General features: G+C 72.6%; 16 protein-coding genes and 1 pseudogene. 13 read left to right on the plus strand and 4 right to left on the minus strand.

Going from position 1 to position 19,925, the window contains the following annotated elements:
* Positions 1-3 precede the first annotated feature (3 nt).
* The gene (locus EAO77_RS14375; protein ID WP_147988369.1) at positions 4-1,029 is read right to left on the minus strand and encodes an adenosine deaminase; all 1,026 of its coding nucleotides are present in this window, start codon (positions 1,027-1,029) and stop codon (positions 4-6) included.
* 110 nt (positions 1,030-1,139) lie between these two features.
* On the opposite strand from EAO77_RS14375, the gene EAO77_RS14380 reads away from it, so the two are divergent.
* On the plus strand, positions 1,140-1,856 hold the full coding sequence (locus EAO77_RS14380; RefSeq protein WP_147988370.1) for a DUF4190 domain-containing protein: 717 nt from the start codon (positions 1,140-1,142) through the stop codon (positions 1,854-1,856).
* A gap of 36 nt (positions 1,857-1,892) precedes the next feature.
* Here EAO77_RS14380 and EAO77_RS14385 read toward each other — a convergent pair whose 3' ends face one another.
* Positions 1,893-2,441, minus strand: a complete 549-nt coding sequence (locus tag EAO77_RS14385) for an NADAR family protein (protein WP_147988371.1) — start codon at positions 2,439-2,441, stop codon at positions 1,893-1,895.
* Positions 2,442-2,616: 175 nt separating this feature from the next.
* On the opposite strand from EAO77_RS14385, the gene EAO77_RS14390 reads away from it, so the two are divergent.
* The 8 genes from EAO77_RS14390 to EAO77_RS14425 all read left to right on the plus strand — a co-directional run bounded on the left by EAO77_RS14390 (position 2,617) and on the right by EAO77_RS14425 (position 12,520).
* On the plus strand, positions 2,617-4,131 hold the full coding sequence (locus tag EAO77_RS14390) for a gamma-aminobutyraldehyde dehydrogenase (protein WP_147988372.1): 1,515 nt from the start codon (positions 2,617-2,619) through the stop codon (positions 4,129-4,131).
* Between the two features lie 51 nt (positions 4,132-4,182).
* A complete protein-coding gene (locus EAO77_RS14395; protein ID WP_147988373.1) occupies positions 4,183-5,430 on the plus strand; it encodes a PotD/PotF family extracellular solute-binding protein in 1,248 nt (415 codons plus the stop codon).
* Positions 5,431-5,465: 35 nt separating this feature from the next.
* A complete protein-coding gene (locus tag EAO77_RS14400; RefSeq protein ID WP_147988374.1) occupies positions 5,466-6,617 on the plus strand; it encodes an ABC transporter ATP-binding protein in 1,152 nt (383 codons plus the stop codon).
* On the plus strand, positions 6,614-7,537 hold the full coding sequence (locus tag EAO77_RS14405; protein ID WP_147988375.1) for an ABC transporter permease: 924 nt from the start codon (positions 6,614-6,616) through the stop codon (positions 7,535-7,537). The genes EAO77_RS14400 and EAO77_RS14405 overlap by 4 nt, the downstream gene beginning before the upstream one ends.
* Positions 7,537-8,331, plus strand: a complete 795-nt coding sequence (locus EAO77_RS14410; RefSeq protein WP_147988376.1) for an ABC transporter permease — start codon at positions 7,537-7,539, stop codon at positions 8,329-8,331. Before EAO77_RS14405 ends, EAO77_RS14410 begins: the two co-directional genes overlap by 1 nt.
* Positions 8,332-8,612: 281 nt before the next feature.
* The gene (locus EAO77_RS14415; RefSeq protein ID WP_147988377.1) at positions 8,613-10,025 is read left to right on the plus strand and encodes an NAD(P)/FAD-dependent oxidoreductase; all 1,413 of its coding nucleotides are present in this window, start codon (positions 8,613-8,615) and stop codon (positions 10,023-10,025) included.
* 123 nt (positions 10,026-10,148) lie between these two features.
* Entirely contained in the window at positions 10,149-10,622 is a 474-nt protein-coding gene (locus EAO77_RS14420; RefSeq protein WP_147988378.1) for a hypothetical protein, read from the plus strand.
* Positions 10,623-10,714: 92 nt separating this feature from the next.
* Positions 10,715-12,520, plus strand: coding sequence for a chitinase (locus tag EAO77_RS14425; RefSeq protein WP_147988379.1), 1,806 nt, complete (start codon positions 10,715-10,717; stop codon positions 12,518-12,520).
* On the opposite strand, the gene EAO77_RS14430 is transcribed toward EAO77_RS14425, so the two are convergent.
* Positions 12,471-13,076 (minus strand): phosphatase PAP2 family protein, encoded by a 606-nt coding sequence (locus tag EAO77_RS14430; protein ID WP_410088453.1) that lies wholly within the window; start codon positions 13,074-13,076, stop codon positions 12,471-12,473. The genes EAO77_RS14425 and EAO77_RS14430 overlap by 50 nt on opposite strands.
* Before the next feature lie 361 nt (positions 13,077-13,437).
* Entirely contained in the window at positions 13,438-14,760 is a 1,323-nt protein-coding gene (gabT, locus tag EAO77_RS14435; RefSeq protein ID WP_147988381.1) for a 4-aminobutyrate--2-oxoglutarate transaminase, read from the minus strand.
* Between gabT and EAO77_RS14440 the strand changes: the two genes are divergently transcribed.
* From EAO77_RS14440 to EAO77_RS38610, 4 genes and pseudogenes are all read left to right on the plus strand, one after another.
* A complete protein-coding gene (locus EAO77_RS14440; RefSeq protein WP_410088548.1) occupies positions 14,743-16,860 on the plus strand; it encodes an ATP/GTP-binding protein in 2,118 nt (705 codons plus the stop codon). The two genes, gabT and EAO77_RS14440, sit on opposite strands and share 18 nt — an antisense overlap.
* Before the next feature lie 119 nt (positions 16,861-16,979).
* The gene (locus tag EAO77_RS14445; RefSeq protein WP_147988382.1) at positions 16,980-18,563 is read left to right on the plus strand and encodes a PucR family transcriptional regulator; all 1,584 of its coding nucleotides are present in this window, start codon (positions 16,980-16,982) and stop codon (positions 18,561-18,563) included.
* A gap of 112 nt (positions 18,564-18,675) precedes the next feature.
* On the plus strand, positions 18,676-19,626 hold the full coding sequence (locus EAO77_RS14450) for an EamA family transporter (RefSeq protein WP_147988383.1): 951 nt from the start codon (positions 18,676-18,678) through the stop codon (positions 19,624-19,626).
* Between the two features lie 95 nt (positions 19,627-19,721).
* Positions 19,722-19,925 (plus strand): annotated as a pseudogene (locus EAO77_RS38610) (cytochrome P450); the annotation flags it as partial.

Raw genomic sequence — 19,925 nt, forward strand, 5'->3', positions numbered from 1 at the left:
CGCTCACCGGGAGAGCCACGCGTTCGTGTACGCGTCGATCTCGTCGGCGATCCGGGCCTTGCCCGCCGGGTCGAGGAAGGACGCCTCCACCGCGTTCTTCGCGAGGGCGGCGACGCCCGCCTCGTCGAGCTCCAGGAGCCGGGCGGCCACCGCGTACTCGCTGTTGAGGTCGGTGCCGAACATCGGCGGGTCGTCGCTGTTGACCGTGACCAGCACGCCGGCCGCGACCATCTCCCGGATCGGATGCGCGTCGAGGTCGGCCACCGCGCGGGTGGCGATGTTGGACGTCGGGCAGACCTCCAGCGGGATGCGGTGCTCCGCGAGGTGGGCGAGCAGCGCCGGGTCCTGGACGGAGCTGGTGCCGTGGCCGATGCGCTCGGCGCGCAGCTCGCGCAGGGCGTCCCAGACCGTCTGCGGGCCGGTCGTCTCCCCGGCGTGCGGCACCGAGTGGAGACCGGCGGCGATGGCGCGGTCGAAGTACGGCTTGAACTGCGGGCGGGCCACGCCGATCTCCGGGCCGCCGAGCCCGAACGACACCAGGCCCTCCGGGCGCAGGTCCACCGCGAGCCGGGCGGTCTCCGCCGCCGCTTCGAGTCCGGCCTCGCCGGGAATGTCGAAGCACCAGCGCAGCACCACACCGAGCTCGCGCTCGGCGGAGACGCGGGCGTCCTCGATGGCGGCCATGAAGGCCTTCTCCTCGATGCCGCGCCTGGTGGAGCTGAACGGGGTGACGGTGAGCTCCGCGTACCGGATGTTCTGCCGCGCCATGTCCCGGGCGACCTCGAAGGTCAGCAGCCGGACGTCCTCCGGGGTGCGGATCAGGTCGACGACGGAGAGGTAGACCTCGACGAAGTGCGCGAAGTCGGTGAAGGTGAAGTAGTCGGCGAGGGCCTCGGGATCGGTCGGGACCTTGGAGTCCGGGTGGTGCGCGGCCAGTTCGGCGACGATCCGCGGTGACGCCGAGCCGACGTGGTGCACGTGCAGTTCGGCCTTGGGCAGCCCCGCGATGAAGGGATGCAGATCGGTCATCGGGTTCCTCCGTGTGCGATGGGCCGCTCCTGTGAGGAGATCATCGCAGGCGCCGGGAGGGGCGGGGGACCGAGGCCGTAGCATGGCCGGACAACCGTTGGGGGAGAACCATGTCTGACAACCAGGAGCCCACGGGCGCGCCGCAGCCGAACGACCCCTGGGCGCCGCCGGCCGCGAGCGCGCAGGACCGCGTGCCGCTGGACAAGCCGTGGACCGCGCCCCAGCAGCCGAGCGTGCACGACCAGCCGACGATGATCGGGATGCCCGGGGCCCCCGGTCCCGGCGAGCCGGGCCAGGTCCCGCCGCCTCCCACGGCGCCCGGCGGTCCGGCCCCCGCGCAGCCCGGCTACGGCTACCCGGGCACCGGCGGTTACGGCTACCCCGGTGCGACCCTGCCCCCGCCCCCCGCGGGCGGGACCTCCGGCGGCTTCGGCGCCCCGTCCGACCCGTACGGATCGGCCTACCCCGGCTACGCGACCCCGTACGGCGGGCAGCCGCAGGGCTGGGGGCAGCAGCCGGCCAACGGACTGGGCATCGCGGGCATGGTGCTCGGCATCATCGCCACCGCGCTGTTCTGCCTGTGGCCGCTGGCGATCGTGCTGGGCATCCTGGCGGTCATCTTCGGTGCGGTGGGCCGCGGCCGGGTGCGCAGGGGCGAGGCCGACAACCCGGGCCAGGCCGTGACCGGCATCGTCTGCGGTGTGGTCGGCCTGGTGCTGGGCCTGGTGCTCCTCGTCGCCGTGGCCGTCGACGCGTCGAACGACGACTACTCCCCCTGGGACTCCATGGGCTCCACGCCCCACACCGTCGTCGAACCCACCCGCTGAGCGGAGCCCGGACCGGGCCCCGCGTCCCCGCGGGGCTCACCCCCGGGCTCTGAGCTCCTCGCGCGCCTCCATCAGCGCGAACCCCAGCAGATTCAGGCCCCGCCACCGGGCGGGGTCCTCGGCACGCTCGTCGTCGGCGGCCAGTCCGATGCCCCAGATCCGGTCGAGCGGACTGGCCTCGACGAGCACCCGGTCACCGGTGGCCAGCAGGAACGCGGCCAGCTCCGCGTCCTGGCCGAACTTGTGCACACTGCCCTCGCGGACGATGCCGAAGCGCTCCCGCTTCCACGTGTTCTCGTCGAAGCCGCGCACCGTCCGGCCGGCCTTCTTCGCCTCGGCGGGCGAACGGGCCCGAAGCGCCCGCTGCTCCGCCTCCGCATCGCCGAAGAGGCGGGCCTTGGCCGCCATCATCCAGTGCTCCGCGGTCGCGTACCGTACGCCGCCGGCCTCGAAGGGCGACGGCCACCACTGGCTGAGGCAGCTCGGACCGATCCTGCCGTCACGGCGTGGCGCGTGCCCCCAGAAGTGCAGGTACTCGATTCTCTGCCCTGCGGCTGCCCGTTCGACGAGCTCGTCCTTCCCCATGCACGCGAGTGTGGCAGCCGCCACGGACAGTGCGTACGGGTATTCGGCCCCGGACCCGACACATGGTCGACCGAATCCGTCGCGTAATCAAAAGGCAACAACGGAATCCCTTGTTGCGTAGGTCACCCTCTGTCAGGATCGGCACTCAAATCGAGCTGGAGCAACGGAGAGCGTCATGGCCATCCCCGATCGAGTGAAGGACCGCTTCGCCGCCGGCACGCAGTACATCGACGGACGGCTGCGCCCGGGCACCTCGGGACGCACCCAGGACATCGTGAACCCGGCGACGGGAGAGACGGTGCTCACCTACGCACTCGCCGGCACCGCCGACGTCGACGCAGCGGTCACCGCCGCCCGCGCCGCGCTGCCCGGCTGGGCCGGGGCGACCCCCGGCGAGCGCTCGGACGCCCTGCACCGCTTCCGCGGAGTGCTCGCCGAGCGGGCGGACGAACTGGCGCGCACCGAGACCCTCCAGTGCGGCAAACCGATCAAGCTCACCACCGAGTTCGACGTCCCCGGCACCGTGGACAACACCGCGTTCTTCGCCGGCGCCGCGCGGCATCTGCAGGGACAGTCGGCCGGCGAGTACAGCGCCGACCACACCTCCTGCACCCGGCGCGAACCCGTCGGGGCCGTGGGCTCGATCGCACCATGGAACTATCCGCTCCAGATGGCGGCCTGGAAGATCCTCCCGGCCGTCGCCGCCGGCAACACCGTCGTCCTCAAACCGGCCGAGATCACCCCGCTCACCTCGCTCCTCTTCGCGGAGGCGGCCACCGAGGCCGGCCTGCCCGCCGGTGTCGTGAACATCATCAGCGGCGCGGGCAGGGACGCGGGCGAGCACCTGGTCGGCCATCCCGGCATCGCCATGACCTCCTTCACCGGCTCCACCGAGGTCGGCAAGCGGGTGGCCCGGATCGCGACCGACACCGTCAAGCGCCTCCATCTGGAGCTCGGCGGCAAGGCACCGTTCGTCGTCTTCGACGACGCCGACGTCGAGGCCGCCGCGCACGGCGCCGTCGCCGGCTCCCTCATCAACTCGGGACAGGACTGCACGGCCGCCACCCGTGCCTACGTCCAGCGGCCGCTGTACGAGACGTTCGTCGCCGCGGTCGCCGACCTGATGGCCGGCGTGCGGCTCGGCGACCCGTTCGACCCCTCGACCGACCTCGGACCGCTGGTCTCCTTCGCGCAGCGCGACCGGGTCGCCGGCTTCGTCGACCGCGCCCGCGGCTACGCCAGGGTCGTCACCGGCGGCGAGGCCCCCGCGGGCGAGCTGAAGCGCGGCGCCTACTACCGGCCCACCCTGATCACCGGCGCCGCCCAGGACAGTGAGATCGTCCGGGACGAGATCTTCGGCCCGGTGCTGGTGGTCCTGCCCTTCGACAGCGACGACGAGGGCATCGCCCTCGCCAACGACACCCCCTACGGCCTCGCCGCCTCCGCCTGGAGCCGGGACGTCTACCGGACCGGCCGGGCCACCCGTGAGATCCAGGCGGGCTGCGTCTGGATCAACGACCACATCCCGATCATCAGCGAGATGCCCCACGGCGGCTACAAGCAGTCGGGCTTCGGCAAGGACATGTCGGCGTACTCCTTCGAGGAGTACACGCAGGTCAAGCACGTGATGTACGACAACACGGCGGTCGTCCGCAAGGACTGGCACCGCACCGTCTTCGGGGACCGATAGCCGTCAGGCCGCCCGACCGGCGGCCGGAACCACCCGAAAGGGCAGAGCGTCATGGAGAGTTACGAGTCCGAACGCCTCTCGGCGGCCCAGATCGCCGCGATGCGGCGCAGTCTGACGGGGGGCCGGGGTGCGCTCTCCCGCCGTTCGCTGCTGCGCGCCTCGGGCGTCGGCGCGCTCACGGCCGGCGGCGCCGGCCTGCTGAGCGCCTGCGGCATCCCGCCCGCCAAGCGCGAGAACGGGGCGGCGGCGTCGGACGACCACTCGGACACGGAGAAGCGGCTCACCTTCTCCAACTGGACCGAGTACATGGACACCAGCGAGGACGGCAAGACCCGGCCCACCCTCGCCGCCTTCACCAGGCGCACCGGCATCACCGTCAAGTACACCGAGGACATCAACGACAACGTCGAGTTCTTCGGCAAGATCCAGCCCCAGCTCGCGGCCGGCCAGGACACCGGCCGCGACCTGATCAACGTCACCGACTGGCTGGCCGCCCGGATGATCCGCCTGGGCTGGGTGCAGAAGCTCGACGCCTCGCTGCTGCCGCACGCCTTCGCCAACCTGTCACCCCAGTTCCGCAGCCCCGACTGGGACCCGGGCCGCGCCTACAGCTACCCGTGGACCGGTATCCCGGCCGTCATCGCGTACAACGTCAAGGCCACCCGCGGCCGCAAGGTCGACTCCCTGACCCAGCTGCTCGACGACCCCGCGCTCAAGGGCCGGGTCAGCCTGCTCACCGAGATGCGCGACACCGTCGGCCTCACCCTGCTCGACATGGGCAAGTCCCCCGAGAAGGTCACCGACGCCGACTACGACGCCGCCATCGGCCGGCTCCAGAAGGCCGTCGACAAGAAGCAGATCCGCCGCTTCACCGGCAACGACTACACCTCCGACCTCGACAAGGGCGACATCGCCGCCTGCGTCGCCTGGGCCGGTGACCTGATCCAGCTCCAGGCCGACAACCCGGACATCCGCTTCTCGATCCCGGCGGCCGGCTACATGACCGCCACCGACAACCTGCTCGTCCCCGCCCGGGCCCGGCACCAGAAGAACGCCACCCGGCTGATCGACTACTACTACGAGCTGCCGGTCGCGGCCCAGCTGGCCGCCTACATCAACTACGTGACACCGGTGGCCGGTGTCGCCCCCGAGCTCGCGAAGATCGACCCGGAGCTCGCGAAGAACCCGCTGATCATCCCGGACGAGGCCATGGCGGCCAAGTCCCACTCCTTCCGCTCGCTCAGCAGCGAGGAGGAGACGGCGTACGAGGAGAAGTTCGCCAAGCTCATCGGCGCCTGACCGCCACCGACCCGACACCACCTGGGACGCGACCCATGACTGACAAGACAGCGGGCGGGGACGTCCGCCTCGCCGGGATCAGCAAGACCTACGGATCCTTCACCGCGGTGCACCACCTGGACCTCACCGTCCCCCAGGGCTCGTTCTTCGCCCTGCTCGGCGCATCCGGCTGCGGAAAGACCACCACCCTGCGCATGATCGCCGGCCTGGAGGAGCCCAGCACCGGCACCGTCTCGCTCGGCGAGCGGGACGTCACCCACCTGCCGCCCCACAAACGGCCCGTCAACACCGTCTTCCAGAGCTACGCGCTCTTCCCGCACCTGAGCATCCACGAGAACGTCGCCTTCGGCCTGCGCCGCCGTGGTGTCTCGTCCGTGAAGAAGCAGGTCGGGGAGATGCTCGACCTGGTCCAGCTCGGCGACTTCGCCCAGCGCCGGCCGCACCAGCTCTCCGGCGGCCAGCAGCAGCGCGTCGCCGTCGCCCGCGCCCTGATCAACCACCCGCAGGTGCTCCTCCTCGACGAGCCCCTCGGCGCCCTCGACCTCAAGCTGCGCCGCCAGATGCAGCTGGAGCTGAAGCGCATACAGACCGAGGTCGGCATCACCTTCGTGCATGTCACCCACGACCAGGAGGAGGCCATGACCATGGCCGACACGGTCGCGGTCATGAACGGCGGCCGGGTCGAGCAGCTCGGCGCCCCGGCCGAGCTCTACGAGAACCCGCAGACCACCTTCGTCGCCAACTTCCTCGGCACCTCCAACCTGATCGAGGCCGAGGTCGCCTCCGCCGCCGGCGACGAGGTCGTGGCCACCGCGGCCGGCACCACGCTGCGGCTGCCCCGGCACCGCTGTCCCGACGGCACCCGCACCGGCGGCCGGCTGCTGGTGGGCATCCGCCCGGAGAAGATCTCCCTCGTCCCCGCCGACGGGGCGGATCCCGTCGCCGCCGGACGCAACACCGTGACCGGCCGCGTCGTGGACTCCTCGTTCATCGGCGTCTCCACCCAGTACGTCGTCGAGAGCCCGGCCGGAAAGGCCATCGAGGTCTACGCCCAGAACACCGGCCGGCACACCGGCCTGGTACCCGGCACCGAGGTCCTCCTGCACTGGAACCCGGAACACACCTTCGGGCTGGACGCCGCCCAGGACATCGCGGCCGGTGTGGAGTCGGTGGAGGAGACGCCGTGACCCTCACCGAGGCCCCGCCGGCGGCCCCCGCCGAGCCCGTGGTCCACCGCACGGCGCTGCGCCGCCGGCTGGTCCCGTACTGGCTGCTGCTGCCCGGCATCCTGTGGCTGCTGGTCTTCTTCGCGCTGCCGCTCGTCTACCAGGCGTCGACCTCCGTGCAGACCGGCTCGCTGGAGGAGGGCTTCGAGGTCACCTGGCACGTCGCGACCTACTGGGACGCGCTGACCGAGTACTACCCGCAGTTCCTGCGCTCCCTGCTGTACGCCGGCACCGCCACGGTGCTCTGCCTGCTGCTCGGCTACCCGCTCGCCTACCTGATCGCCTTCCGGGCGGGCCGCTGGCGCAATGTGCTGCTGGTGCTGGTCATCGCGCCGTTCTTCACCAGCTTCCTGATCCGCACGCTCGCCTGGAAGACGATCCTCGCGGACGGCGGCCCGGTGGTGGAGTTCCTCAACGCCGTCCACTTCCTCGACGTCACCAGCTGGCTCGGGATGACCGAGGGCGAACGGGTGCTGGCCACTCCGCTGGCCGTCGTCACCGGTCTGACCTACAACTTCCTCCCGTTCATGATCCTCCCCCTCTACACCTCCCTGGAGCGGATCGACCCCCGCCTCCACGAGGCGGCGGGCGACCTCTACGCCCGCCCCGTCACGGTCTTCCGGAAGGTCACCTTCCCGCTGTCCATGCCGGGCGTCGTCTCCGGGACGCTGCTCACCTTCATCCCGGCGAGCGGCGACTACGTCAACGCCGAGCTGCTCGGATCCACGGACACGCGCATGATCGGAAACGTCATCCAGTCGCAGTTCCTGCGGGTGCTCGACTACCCGACGGCCGCCGCGCTGTCGTTCATCCTGATGGCGGTCGTGCTGGTCACGGTCACCGTCTACATCCGCCGGGCCGGAACGGAGGACCTGGTCTGATGTCGTGGCTCAGGCGCAACCTCGTGGTCATCGCGGGCCTGCTCACGCTCGCCTACCTGATCGTCCCGAACATCGTCGTGACGGTGTTCTCCTTCAACAAGCCGGCCGGGCGGTTCAACTACTCCTGGCAGGAGTTCTCCACCGACGCCTGGACCGACCCGTGCGGCGTCGCCGACATGTGCGAGTCGCTCACCCTGTCGCTCCAGCTCGCCCTCTGGGCGACGATCGGCGCCACCGTCCTCGGCGGGATGATCGCCTTCGCGCTGGTGCGCTACCGCTTCCGGGCCAGGGGCACGATCAACTCGCTGATCTTCCTGCCGATGGCCATGCCCGAGGTGGTCATGGCCGCCTCCCTGCTCACCCTCTTCCTCAACCTCGGCGTCGAGCTGGGCTTCTGGACCATCCTCATCGCCCACACCATGTTCTGCCTCAGCTTCGTCGTCGTCGCCGTCAAGGCCCGCGTGATGTCCATGGACCCCCGCCTGGAGGAGGCGGCGCGCGACCTGTACGCCGGACCCGTGCAGACCTTCCTGCGGGTCACGCTGCCGATCGCCGCGCCGGGCATCGCGGCCGGCGCGATGCTCGCCTTCGCGCTCTCCTTCGACGACTTCATCATCACCAACTTCAACTCCGGTTCCACGGTGACCTTCCCCATGTTCGTGTGGGGCTCGGCGCAGCGCGGCACACCGGTGCAGATCAACGTGATCGGCACGGCCATGTTCGTGATCGCCGTCCTGATCGTGGTCGCCGGGCAGATCGCCGGCAACCGCCGGAGGAGGACCGCGCAGCGGTAGGAAGCACCACCGCGCGAGCCTGCACGGGCGAGCACGGCACGAGGCCGCGTCGCGCGGGACCGCGCGAGGGAGCACGGTGGAGAACGCACCGCGCGTCACCGCACGAGGGACCGCACGTGAGGGACGCACGAGAGAGACCGCACCCGCCCAGGACCCGCACCGGGAGCACCCGCAGGACCCGCACGAGAGCACCGAGCAGAACCGCACCGAGAGCACCGCACGAGACCGCACCGCGCCGTGCCGGCCCCACGGGGCCGGCACGCATCGAAGGAGTGGAAACCATGGCCCCAGCAGCCATGACCTTCGCCGCGTCCCTGGCCGACGCACAGCCCGTCCCCTTCTGGCTGGAGGATCCCGGCAGGCCCGAAGCACAGCCGGCGCTCACCGCCACCGAGCGCTGCGACCTCCTCGTCGTCGGCGGCGGCTACAGCGGTCTGTGGACCGCGCTGCTCGCCAAGGAGCGCGACCCCGCGCAGGACGTCGTGCTGATCGAGGGCCGCGAGGCGGGCTGGGCCGCCTCCGGCCGCAACGGCGGCTTCTGCGCCGCCTCCCTCACCCACGGCCTCGGCAACGGGCTGGCCCGCTGGCCGGGCGAGCTGGCCGCGCTGGAGGAGTTCGGCGCGCGCAACCTCGACGCCATCGAGGACGCCGTCACCCGCTACGGCATCGACTGCGACTTCGAGCGCACCGGCGAGATCGACGTGGCCACCGAGCCCCACCACCTCGCCGAACTGCGCGAACTGCACGAGGCGGCGGCCCGCCTCGGCATCAGCGGCATGGAGCTGCTCGACCGGGACGCCGTGCGCGCCGAGGTGGACTCGCCGACCTTCCTCGGCGGGCTGTGGGACCGGCACGGCGTCGCCATGCTGCACCCCGCGAAACTCGCCTGGGGGCTGAAACGGGCGTGCCTCGACCTCGGGGTCCGCGTCTACGAGAACACCCGGGGCCTGGAGCTGGCGCGCTCGGGGCCGGGGATGGCCGTCCGCACGCCCTACGGCCGGATCCTCGCGCGCCGGGTCGCGCTCGGCACCAATGTCTTCCCGTCCCTGGTACGGCGGGTGCGCCCGTACACCGTGCCGGTGTACGACTACGCACTGATGACCGAGCCGCTCGACGCCGGACGGCTAGCCTCGATCGGCTGGCGGCGGCGACAGGGGCTCGGCGACAGCGCCAACCAGTTCCACTACTTCCGCATCACCGCCGACAACCGCATCCTGTGGGGCGGCTACGACGCCGTCTACCCGTACGGAGGCCGGCTGAGTGCGGAGATGGACCACCGTCCGGAGACCTACCTCACGCTGGCGGGCCACTTCTTCCACTGCTTCCCGCAACTCGAAGGGGTGCGGTTCTCGCACGCCTGGGGCGGGGCGATCGACACCTGCTCGCGCTTCTCGGCGTTCTTCGGCACCGCCCACGGCGGCCGCGTCGCCTACGCCGCCGGGTACACCGGACTCGGCGTCGGGGCCACCCGGTTCGGCGCCGACGTGATGCTCGACCTGCTCGACGGGCGGCCGACGGAACGCACCCGGCTGGAGATGGTGCGCAGCAAGCCGCTCCCGTTCCCGCCGGAGCCGGTGGCCTGGGCGGGGATCGGACTCACCAAGTGGTCGCTGGCGCGAGCGGACGCCAACGGGGGGCGGCGCAATCTGTGGCTGAAGACCATGGACCGGCTCGGCCTGGGCTTCGACAGCTGACCGGCCCGCCGGACGGGCGTGATCCGGTTCACTGCGGAAGACCGGTCGAAGTCGCGTAATCGCCGGCATCCCGCGCGCTCTCTGTGGGTGGAAGCACCGTCCCCCCACGGAATGGAGACCACGATGAGTGGCTCGGGCGCCCGGAACGCGGCTCAGTGGCTCGCGGGAGCCGCGCCGGATCCGCAGACCTGTCTGTCGGACTGGAAGCGCAGTCCGCACCGGATCACGCTGCTGCCCGCCGGGCGGCGCTGGGACGTCCTGATCCTGCCCGGCCGGCTGGGCCATCCCACCCTCGACGTGCTGAACAGGCTGGTCGGCAGGCCGGGGCCGGTGCTCGCCGACTTCGGCGAGGCGCGCATGGGCTTCTTCGTGCCGCCCGGCACGGCCGGCCGCTGGGTGGGCACCGGGATCCGCACGGCCGGCCGGGGCACCTGGATCGTCGTGCCGTACCCGGGGCGCAGCGTGGGCAGGGTGCGCTGGCTGGTCGTACCGGACGGCTCCGGCACGCTCAACGATCCCGCGCTGCTGGAGCTCGCGATGCACGAGGCGGCCGCGGTGGTGGCCCGTGCGGAGCGGGATGCGGACGGGGGACGGTGAGGGGCGGCTGCCAGAGGTCTTGACAACCGGATTGGTCTGGACCATGTTGTGCGCGCCGCACCTCTCCATCACCCCCATGTCCGGAGGCAGTTGTGCACCGCACCAGACTCAGTGCTGCCCTGACGGCAGCCGTCCTCGCCGCGTCGGCGCTCGTCGCCACGGCGTCGTCCGCAACCGCCGCCGACGCCGAACTCGCCCGCAACGGCGGCTTCGAGGCCGGCCTGACCGGCTGGAGCTGCACCGCCGGCAGCGGCGCCGCCGTCTCCTCACCCGTGCACGGCGGCACCTCGGCGCTCAAGGCCACCCCGGCCGGCAGCGACAACGCCCGGTGCTCCCAGACGGTCGCCGTGAAACCCGACTCCGCCTACACGCTCAGCGGCTGGGTGCAGGGCGGCTACGTCTACCTCGGCGCCTCGGGCACCGGGACCACCGACGTCTCCACCTGGACCCCCTCGGCGTCCACCTGGCAGAAGCTGACCACCACCTTCCGCACCGGCCCGTCGACCACCTCGGTCACCCTCTACACCCACGGCTGGTACGGCACCCCCGCCTATCACGCCGACGACATCTCGCTCGTCGGACCCGGCGGCGACCCGGCGACCGTCCCGGCCGCGCCGGGCAACCTGCGCGCCGGCACCCCCGGCGCCACCTCCGTGCCGCTGACCTGGAACGCGTCCTCCGGGGCCACCTCGTACCACGTCTACCGCAACGGCACCCGGGTCACCACCGTCACCGGGACCTCCGCCACCGTCACCGGTCTGAGCGCCGCCACCGCCTACAGCTTCCAGGTCTCCGCCGCGAACGAGGCGGGCGAGTCCGCCAAGTCGGCCGCCGTGACCGCCACCACCGCGACGGGCGGCGGAGACGGCGGCGGCGCCGGGCTGCCCGCCCACGCCCTCGTCGGCTATCTGCACGCCAGCTTCGCCAACGGCTCCGGCTACACCCGCATGGCCGACGTGCCCGACTCCTGGGACGTCGTCAACCTCGCCTTCGGCGAACCGACCTCCGCCACCTCCGGCGACATCCGCTTCTCGCTCTGCCCCGTGAGCGAATGCCCGAACGTCGAGTCCGTCGCCGAGTTCAAGGCCGCGATCAAGGCCAAGCAGGCCGCCGGCAAGAAGGTCCTCATCTCCATCGGCGGCGCCAACGGCCAGGTCCAGCTCGCCTCCACCGCGGCCCGCGACGCCTTCGTCACCTCCGTGTCGAAGATCATCGACGAGTACGGGCTCGACGGGCTCGACATCGACTTCGAAGGCCACTCCCTCTCGCTGAACACCGGGGACACCGACTTCCGCAACCCCACGTCGCCGGTGATCGTCAACCTGATCTCCGCCGTGAAGACCATCAAGGCGCGCTACGGCGCGGACTTCGTCCTGACCATGGCCCCGGAGACGTTCTTCGTCCAGCTCGGCTACCAGTTCTACGGATCCGGCCCCTGGGGCGGCCAGGACCCCCGCGCCGGCGCCTACCTGCCGGTCATCCACGCCCTGCGCGACGACCTCACCCTGCTGCACGTACAGGACTACAACTCGGGCCCGATCATGGGCCTCGACAACCAGTACCACTCCATGGGCGGCGCGGACTTCCACATCGCCATGACCGACATGCTGCTCGCCGGCTTCCCCGTGGCGGGCGATCAGAGCAGGGTCTTCCCCGCCCTGCGCCCGGAACAGGTCGCCATCGGCCTGCCCGCCTCCACCCAGGCCGGCAACGGCCACACCTCCCCGTCCGAGGTCAACAAGGCGCTCAACTGCCTCACCCGCAACACCGACTGCGGCTCCTACCGGACCCACGGCACCTGGCCCGCGCTGCGCGGGCTGATGACCTGGTCCATCAACTGGGACCGCTTCAACCAGTGGGAGTTCTCGAAGAACTTCGACGCCTACCGATGGAGCTGAGCCGGGCGGAGAGGATCCCGCCCGAGCCGGACCCGGCCGAGCCGAGCGCCACCAGCACGATTCCGAACAGGCACCAGCTGCCGAGGACGTCCAGCGGCCAGTGGTAGCCCCGCAGCACCAGACCGATGCCCGTCGCCACCGTGAGCACCACGGCGACGGGCATCGGCCATCGCCGCCGGGTGTACGGGGAGACCAGGAGCGCCGCCCCGACGTAGGCGACGACGGCGGTCGCCGTGTGGCCGGACGGATACCAGCCCGTCCCGGGCTCCAGCGGCCCGGGCCGCGCGATCAGCAGCTTCAGCGGCGCGACCAGCGCCGGCACCGCGGCCATCGCCAGCACCGCCGCGCCCGCCCGCAGCCATTCCCGGCCGCGCCACAGCACCCAGAGGACGGCGAGCGCCAGTACGGGCGGCGCGACGGTCATGCCGCCCAGGTCGGCCAGGGGCTCGGTCACCGCGTCGGGCACATCACGGAAGACGGCCCGGCCCAGACGCTCGTCGGCGTCGCGCAGCGGGCCGTGGGCCACCACCTGCCAGGTGATCAGGGCGAACAGCACACCGCAGACGGCGGCGGCTCCTGCCCGCAGACGCCGAGAGGCCGGCCACGCCGGAACAGGGGGGGTGGTTCCGGSGRGGCCGGCCGGACCGGTTTGCCGCGCGCCCCGGGGGGTGTGGGGCGGGCGGCGATCCGATCGGTGAGGAGTTCCGGAGCGTGAGGCTCCAGCGGTGTGCGCGATGGCACGACCGGGTCGGGGCTGGGGAGGCTCCGGCCCGGCACCGCTCGCGGTCTCCCGCGGCGCGGGTGTTTCTCTCATCTGCACAGACCGTACGGCAGAGCACGGGGGGACCGACAGACGGATCCCCATCCCGCCATCGGCCCCCCACACGTTCTTCACAGTCGGGCTCTGTCGTCCCCGGTCAGATGCCCGCGAACGCCTGCTCGAGGATGTCCAGACCCTCGTTCAGCAGGTCCTCGCCGATCACCAGCGGGGGCAGGAACCGCAGCACGTTGCCGTAGGTGCCGCAGGTCAGCACCAGCAGGCCCTCGGCGTGGCACGCCTTGGCCAGCGCGCCGGCCGCCTCCGGGTTCGGCTCCTTGGACGCCGGGTCCTTCACCAGCTCGATCGCGACCATGGCGCCGCGGCCGCGGATGTCGCCGATGACCGGGTACTTCTCCTGCATCGTGGCGAGGCGGCCCTTCATGACCTCCTCGATGCGCCGGGCCCTGCCGTTGAGGTCGAGCTCCTTCATGGTCTCGATGGCGCCCAGCGCACCGGCGCACGCCACCGGGTTGCCGCCGTAGGTGCCGCCCAGGCCGCCGGAGTGCACGGCGTCCATGATCTCGGCGCGGCCGGTGACGGCGGCGAGCGGCAGACCGCCCGCGATGCCCTTGGCCGTGGTGATCAGGTCCGGGACGACGCCCTCGTCCTCGCAGGCGAACCACTGGCCGGTGCGGCAGAAGCCGGACTGGATCTCGTCGGCGACGAAGACGATGCCGTTGTCCCGGGCGAAGTCGGCGATCGCCGGCAGGAAGCCCTTCGCGGGCTCGATGAAGCCGCCCTCGCCGAGGACCGGCTCGATGATGATCGCGGCGACGTTCTCCGCGCCGACCTGCTTGCGGATCATGTCGATGGCCTGCGCGGACGCCTCGGCGCCGGCGTTCTCGGCACCCGTGGGCCAGCGGTAGCCGTAGGCGACCGGCACGCGGTAGACCTCGGGCGCGAACGGGCCGAAGCCGTGCTTGTACGGCATGTTCTTCGCCGTGAGCGCCATCGTCAGGTTGGTGCGGCCGTGGTAGCCGTGGTCGAAGACGACGACGGCCTGGCGGCCGGTGTACGAACGGGCGACCTTGACCGCGTTCTCCACGGCCTCGGCGCCGGAGTTGAACAGCGCGGACTTCTTGGCGTGGTCGCCGGGGGTGAGCTCGGCGAGCGCCTCGCAGACCTCCACGTAGCCCTCGTAGGGGGTGACCATGAAACAGGTGTGGGTGAAGTCGGCGAGCTGCGCGGAGGCGCGGCGCACGACGGCCTCGGCGGACGCGCCCACCGAGGTCACGGCGATGCCCGAACCGAAGTCGATCAGCCGGTTGCCGTCGACGTCCTCGATGATCCCGCCGCCCGCGCGGGCCGTGAACACGGGCAGCACGGACCCCACACCGCCGGCGACCGTGGCCGTTCGGCGGGCCTGAAGCTCCTGCGACTTCGGGCCGCGGCGGCACCGGGCATCTGGAGGTTCGGGCACAAGGAGCGACCCCGGGAGGAGCCCGAACTCGTCCCGGCGCGCCAGCTGTTCAGCGGTGCCTTCATCGCGTACCTGTGCGGCTGGCTGGTCTGGTCACTGCTGTGGAACGGCTACCTCGAAGGCTGGTGGATCTTCGTCGACGAGTGGTGGCTGCTGCCGATGCTGTGGCTCGTCCCCGAGGACTGGCGGTCCGCCACCAGCTCCTACGTCGAGCTGTACGTCGCCGCGACCTACCTCTACAACGCCCTCGTCCTCGCCCTGCTCGCCCACGCCTTCGGCCGGGTCGGCAACTGGCGCGAGGTCTGGCAGCGGTACGGGGTCCCGCTGTGGCCGCTGTTCGTGCTGCTGCCCGGGGTGTGGCGGGAGATGCCGCGCACCTCGTGGCTGACCTGGGTGTCCAACGTCTACTACGTCCTCCTCGTCGTGGCCGTGGTCGCCGCCGTCGGCCGGGCCGGCACCTGGCCCGCCGTGCGCCGCCGGCTCGACTCCCGGGGCGAGGCCGCTCCGCGGCCGGAGCCCGAGTCCGACCCCGTCGAGTGGCCCGAGATCCACCGGGCCGGCCTGACCGAGGCCGCCGCGGTACTCGGCGAGGCCACCCGGTCGGGGGCGCTCGGCGATGTGGACTACGCCCGGATCCGGCGCGCCTGGCAGAGCGTCCACGCCCGGCCGGAGCGGCTCGCCGCCTTCTCCGACACCGTGCGCAGGCTCGGGCCCGCCGCCTGCGCCCATCCCTCGGGCCTGCGGGACCTCCCGTTGCGCACGGCCACCCACGACCTCGCCACCGGCCAGGTCAGGATCGGCACGGCGGTCGACGACGCGCGCAACCCCTACGCCCGGCGCACCACCGGCGTCGCCCTGGAACCCGCGCTGCTCGGGACGTCGCTGCTGGCGGTCGGCCCCTCCGGGTCGGGCAAGAGCGTGCGGCTCGTGCGGCCCGTGGTCGAGTCGCTGTGCCTGCTGGCGCTCGCCAACCGGGCGGCCGTCGTGGCGGTGACCGCCCAGGGTTCCGCGGTGGCCCCCGACGACGCCTTCGACCTCGTCGTCTCCGTCGGACGCCCGGACTCCACCCACGACCTCGACCTCTACGGCGGCGCCGAGGACCCGGACGAGGCGGCGCGCACGCTCGCCGAGGCGCTCGTCGGCGACCTCGCCGCCACGCTCCCGGGCGGCGACAGCCGGCGGGCCGCCACCGCGCTCGCCCAGCTCATCGGCCCCTACCGGTGCGTCCACGGCCATTTCCCCGGCATCCCCGACCTGCGGGAACTGCTCGGCGGCGCCCCCACCGCGCTCGACGCGCTGCGCGCGGCGCTGCGGGACGCGGGCGAGGCCTCGCAACTGCGTGAACTCGACGCCCGCGAACGCCAGTCGGCCCGCGGCGACGACATCGGCGTCCTGCTCGCCGAACGCGTCGCCTTCCTCGACCGGCCCGCCTTCGCCGGCTTCTTCCGGACCGACGGCGCCGGGCGCCGGTTCTCCCTGCGGGCCATCGAGCACCCGCTGCGGGTCCGCGTCGACCTGCCCGAGCGGGGCCACGCGGAGGCGTCGCGGATCATCGCGCGCCTGGTGCTCGCCCAGTTCACGGAGGCCGCCCTCACCCGCGACGACCGGTCGCTCTTCGCGTGCCTGGTGCTGGACGACGCCTCGTACACGGTCACCACCGACTGCGTGCGCTCGGTGCAGCGGCTGCGCACCGCGAACGCCGGGGTGGTGTTCGCCCTGCGCTCGCTGGAGGACGTGCCGGAGCCGCTGCGCGGCCCGCTGCTGGGCGCCGTCGGCTGCCGGATGGCCTTCGCCGGGCTCGCCCCCTGGGACGGGAACCGCTTCGCGGACACCTGGGGCACCGAATGGGTGCAGACGAGGGACGTCACCAACCGGCAGATCATCTCCGACGAGCCGCTGACCAAGGCGCTCCACATGATGCGCCGCCTGGTCACCGGCCGGGCCGCCACGGCCGAGGCGGTCACGGTGCGCGAGGTCGAGAGGGCGCGCTGGTCCGCCTCCGACCTGGCCCACGCGGTGCCCGCCGGACACGCCGTGCTGTCGCTGACCAGCGTGGGCGGTGAGCACGCCCCGCCGCTCCTGGTGGACCTGCGCACCTGACGGGGCCGCCGCAGCGGGCGCCACGACTGCTACGCCCTGGCAGAATCGGGGGAGGCCGTTCATACGGGACGGCGCAATCGCCGCGCTCCGGCGCGCCCCCTCGAAGGTCACCAGCTCCCATGCCGCCCACCCTCGCCTCGCTCGTCCAGCACTCGGCGCTCAAGCTCACCGTGCGCGCCGGGGAGGACCGGCTGGAGACACCGGTGCGCTGGGCCCATGTCAGCGAACTCGCCGATCCCGTGCCGTACATGGAGGGCGGGGAGCTGCTGCTCGTCACCGCCATGACCCTCGACGCCGAGGACGCCGAGGCCATGCGCCGCTATGTGCGCCGCCTGGTGCAGGCGGGCGTGGTGGGGCTGGGCTTCGGTGTCGGGGTCTACTACGAGGACATCCCCGAGGCGCTCGTCGCGGCGGCCGAGGCGGAGGGGCTGCCGCTGCTCGCGGTGCCCCGCCGTACGCCCTTCCTCGCCATCTCCAAGGCCGTCTCGGCGGCCATCGCCGCCGACCAGTACCGCTCGGTGACGGCCGGGTTCGAGGCGCAGCGGGAGATGACCCGGGCGGCGCTCGCCGAGGGCCCCGCCGCGGTCGTGGCCCGTCTCGCGGCCGAGCTCGACGGCTGGGCGGCGCTGTACGACGCGTCCGGCGCGGTCGTCGCGGCCGCCCCGGAGTGGGCGGCGCGCCGGGCCGCCCGGTTCACGGCCGATGTGGCGCGGCTGCGGGAGCGGACGGCACCCGCCAGTGCGGTGGTCGGCGGCGGGGACGCCGGCGACGACCGGGTGGAGCTCCAGTCGCTGGGCACCGGGCGGCGGGTGCGCGGGGCGCTCGCCGTCGGGACGGGCGCGCCGCTCGGCACGGCGGAGCGCTACGCCGTGCACTCGGCGGTCGCCCTGCTCACCCTGACCACCGCCCGTTCGCGCTCGCTGCAGGCCGCCGAGCACCGGCTCGGCGCGGCGGTGCTGCGGCTGTTGCTCGCCGGGCAGAGCGAGATCGCCCGCTCGATCGCCGGTGATCTGTACGGCCGCCTGCTCGACGCCCCCTTCCGGGTGCTGATCGCCGAGGCGGTGGCCGGGGAGCAGCCGGCGACCGACGGCGGCGAGCCGCCGGAGCAGGCGTTCGCCGAGGCGCTGGAGTCCGCCGCGGCGAAGGCCGGGGAGCCGGTGCTCGCCGTGCCCGGTCCCGAGGGCCGGCTGGTGGTCCTGGCGGCGGACGGGGGTGCGGTGGCGGCCCACTGCGCGGATGCGTACGGGGAGTCGGAGTCCGAGGAGTCGGGCGTCGTCGTCGGCCTCTCCGCGCCCACCGGCCCGGTGGGCGCGGCCGGGGCGTACCAGCAGGCGGAGCAGGCCCTGTCGGTGGCCCGCCGCCGCGGGCGCACCCTGGTCGAGCACGAGGAGCTGGCGGCCGGGTCGCTGCTGCCGCTGCTCGCCGACGACGCCGTGCGCGCCTTCGCGGACGGCATGCTGCGCGGGCTGTACGAGCACGACGCGACCGGCCGGGGCGACCTCGTCGCCTCGTTGCGGGCCTGGCTCTCCCGTCACGGGCAGTGGGACGCGGCCGCCGCCGATCTCGGCGTCCACCGCCACACGCTGCGCTACCGGATGCGCCGTGTGGAGGAGATCCTGGGCCGTTCCCTGGACGACCCGGACGTCCGGATGGAGCTGTGGCTCGCACTGAAGGCGTCGAAGGACGCCCGGCCCGGCCGCTGACGCCCCCTCGGTATCTGACGCCCGGTCGATTACGGTGCGGATTGCGAGAATCCTGCCCGATGCCGGGCAGGATTGTTGTCCTTCCGGGTGCCCGCTGCCTAATCTCCTGCGCATGACAACCCCTGCGGCCGATCGGGCTGCCCTCGACCCCGTCCTGTCCGCGTCCCCGGCCCGGCGCGCGATCCCCCCGGCCGTGTGGGGCGCCCTCGCCATCGTGTACGTCGTCTGGGGCTCCACCTACCTCGGCATCCGCATCGTCGTCGAGACCATGCCCCCCTTCCTCTCGGCCGGAGCCCGGTTCGTCGTGGCGGGACTGGTCCTCGGCGCCCTGGTCGCCTGGCGGCGCGGGCCCGGCGCGCTGCGGGTGACCCGGGCCCAGGCGGCCTCCGCGGCCGTCGTCGGACTCCTCCTCCTGCTCGGCGGCAACGGCATGGTCGTCCTCGCCGAGACCTCCATCCCCTCCGGTCTGGCCGCCCTGCTCGTCGCGGTGGTGCCCGCCTGGGTGGTCGTCCTGCGCCGGGCCTTCGGCGAACGCCCCGGACCCGGGGCGTACGGCGGAGTCGCCCTCGGCCTCGCGGGGCTCGCGGTCCTCACCCTGCCCGGCCTCAGCGGGGACGTGCGTCTGAGCGGCGTCCTCGCCGTGGTCGTCGGCGCCGTGCTGTGGTCCGTGGGCTCCTTCGCCTCGTCCCGGATCCCCATGCCCGCCGACCCCTTCGCCGCCAGCGCGTACGAGATGGTGGCCGGCGGCCTCGGCTGTGCGGGTGTCGCGCTCCTGCGGGGCGAGTACACCGGCTTCTCGCCCGGCGACGTGTCGGTCCGCTCCTGGACGGCGTTCGCGCTGCTCGTCCTCTTCGGCTCGCTGGTCGCGTTCACCGCGTACGCCTGGCTGCTCCACTCCGCCCCGCTGTCGCTCGTGGCCACCTACGCCTACGTCAACCCCGTCGTCGCCGTGCTGCTCGGCTCGCTGGTCCTCGGCGAGGCGCTGACCTGGCCGATCATGGTGGGCGGTGGCGTGGTGGTGGCCGGGGTGTGTCTGATCGTCAGCACCGAACGACGGCGCTGAATCCGCCGCCCCGGCGGGGCCGGACGCGAACCGGCTCCCGCCGTGCGGGAATTGCCCGGAAGACCGGCGGCTGTGTCCATAACCGGCCAGCGGACATGCCGTACGCCCGCTACGACACCCTCCGCAAGGAGCACGGGCAGATCGCGCCGGTGCTGCTCCCCGGCGACGTCCGGGCCTGGTTCGTGCTCGGCCACCGGGAGAACCTCGAGGTCATGCGCTTACCATCGCTGTGGTCCTGCGACTCGCGCATATGGAACACACGTCTGTCCGCCGACTCGCCCCTGCTGCCCGTCACCGCC

The sequence above is a fragment of the Streptomyces sp. T39 genome (assembly GCF_008042045.1).
Taxonomy (GTDB): domain Bacteria; phylum Actinomycetota; class Actinomycetes; order Streptomycetales; family Streptomycetaceae; genus Streptomyces.

Excerpts from the sequence above, each read along its gene's own strand:
- EAO77_RS14445 (WP_147988382.1), top strand. The coding sequence starts at position 16,980 with ATGCCGCCCACCCTCGCCTCGCTCGTCCAGCACTCGGCGCTCAAGCTC.
- EAO77_RS14420 (WP_147988378.1), top strand. The coding sequence starts at position 10,149 with ATGAGTGGCTCGGGCGCCCGGAACGCGGCTCAGTGGCTCGCGGGAGCC.
- EAO77_RS14410 (WP_147988376.1), top strand. The coding sequence starts at position 7,537 with ATGTCGTGGCTCAGGCGCAACCTCGTGGTCATCGCGGGCCTGCTCACG.
- EAO77_RS14390 (WP_147988372.1), top strand. The coding sequence starts at position 2,617 with ATGGCCATCCCCGATCGAGTGAAGGACCGCTTCGCCGCCGGCACGCAG.
- EAO77_RS14375 (WP_147988369.1), bottom strand. The coding sequence starts at position 1,029 with ATGACCGATCTGCATCCCTTCATCGCGGGGCTGCCCAAGGCCGAACTG.
- EAO77_RS14395 (WP_147988373.1), top strand. The coding sequence starts at position 4,183 with ATGGAGAGTTACGAGTCCGAACGCCTCTCGGCGGCCCAGATCGCCGCG.
- EAO77_RS14400 (WP_147988374.1), top strand. The coding sequence starts at position 5,466 with ATGACTGACAAGACAGCGGGCGGGGACGTCCGCCTCGCCGGGATCAGC.
- EAO77_RS14450 (WP_147988383.1), top strand. The coding sequence starts at position 18,676 with ATGACAACCCCTGCGGCCGATCGGGCTGCCCTCGACCCCGTCCTGTCC.
- EAO77_RS14385 (WP_147988371.1), bottom strand. The coding sequence starts at position 2,441 with ATGGGGAAGGACGAGCTCGTCGAACGGGCAGCCGCAGGGCAGAGAATC.
- EAO77_RS14380 (WP_147988370.1), top strand. The coding sequence starts at position 1,140 with ATGTCTGACAACCAGGAGCCCACGGGCGCGCCGCAGCCGAACGACCCC.
- EAO77_RS14415 (WP_147988377.1), top strand. The coding sequence starts at position 8,613 with ATGGCCCCAGCAGCCATGACCTTCGCCGCGTCCCTGGCCGACGCACAG.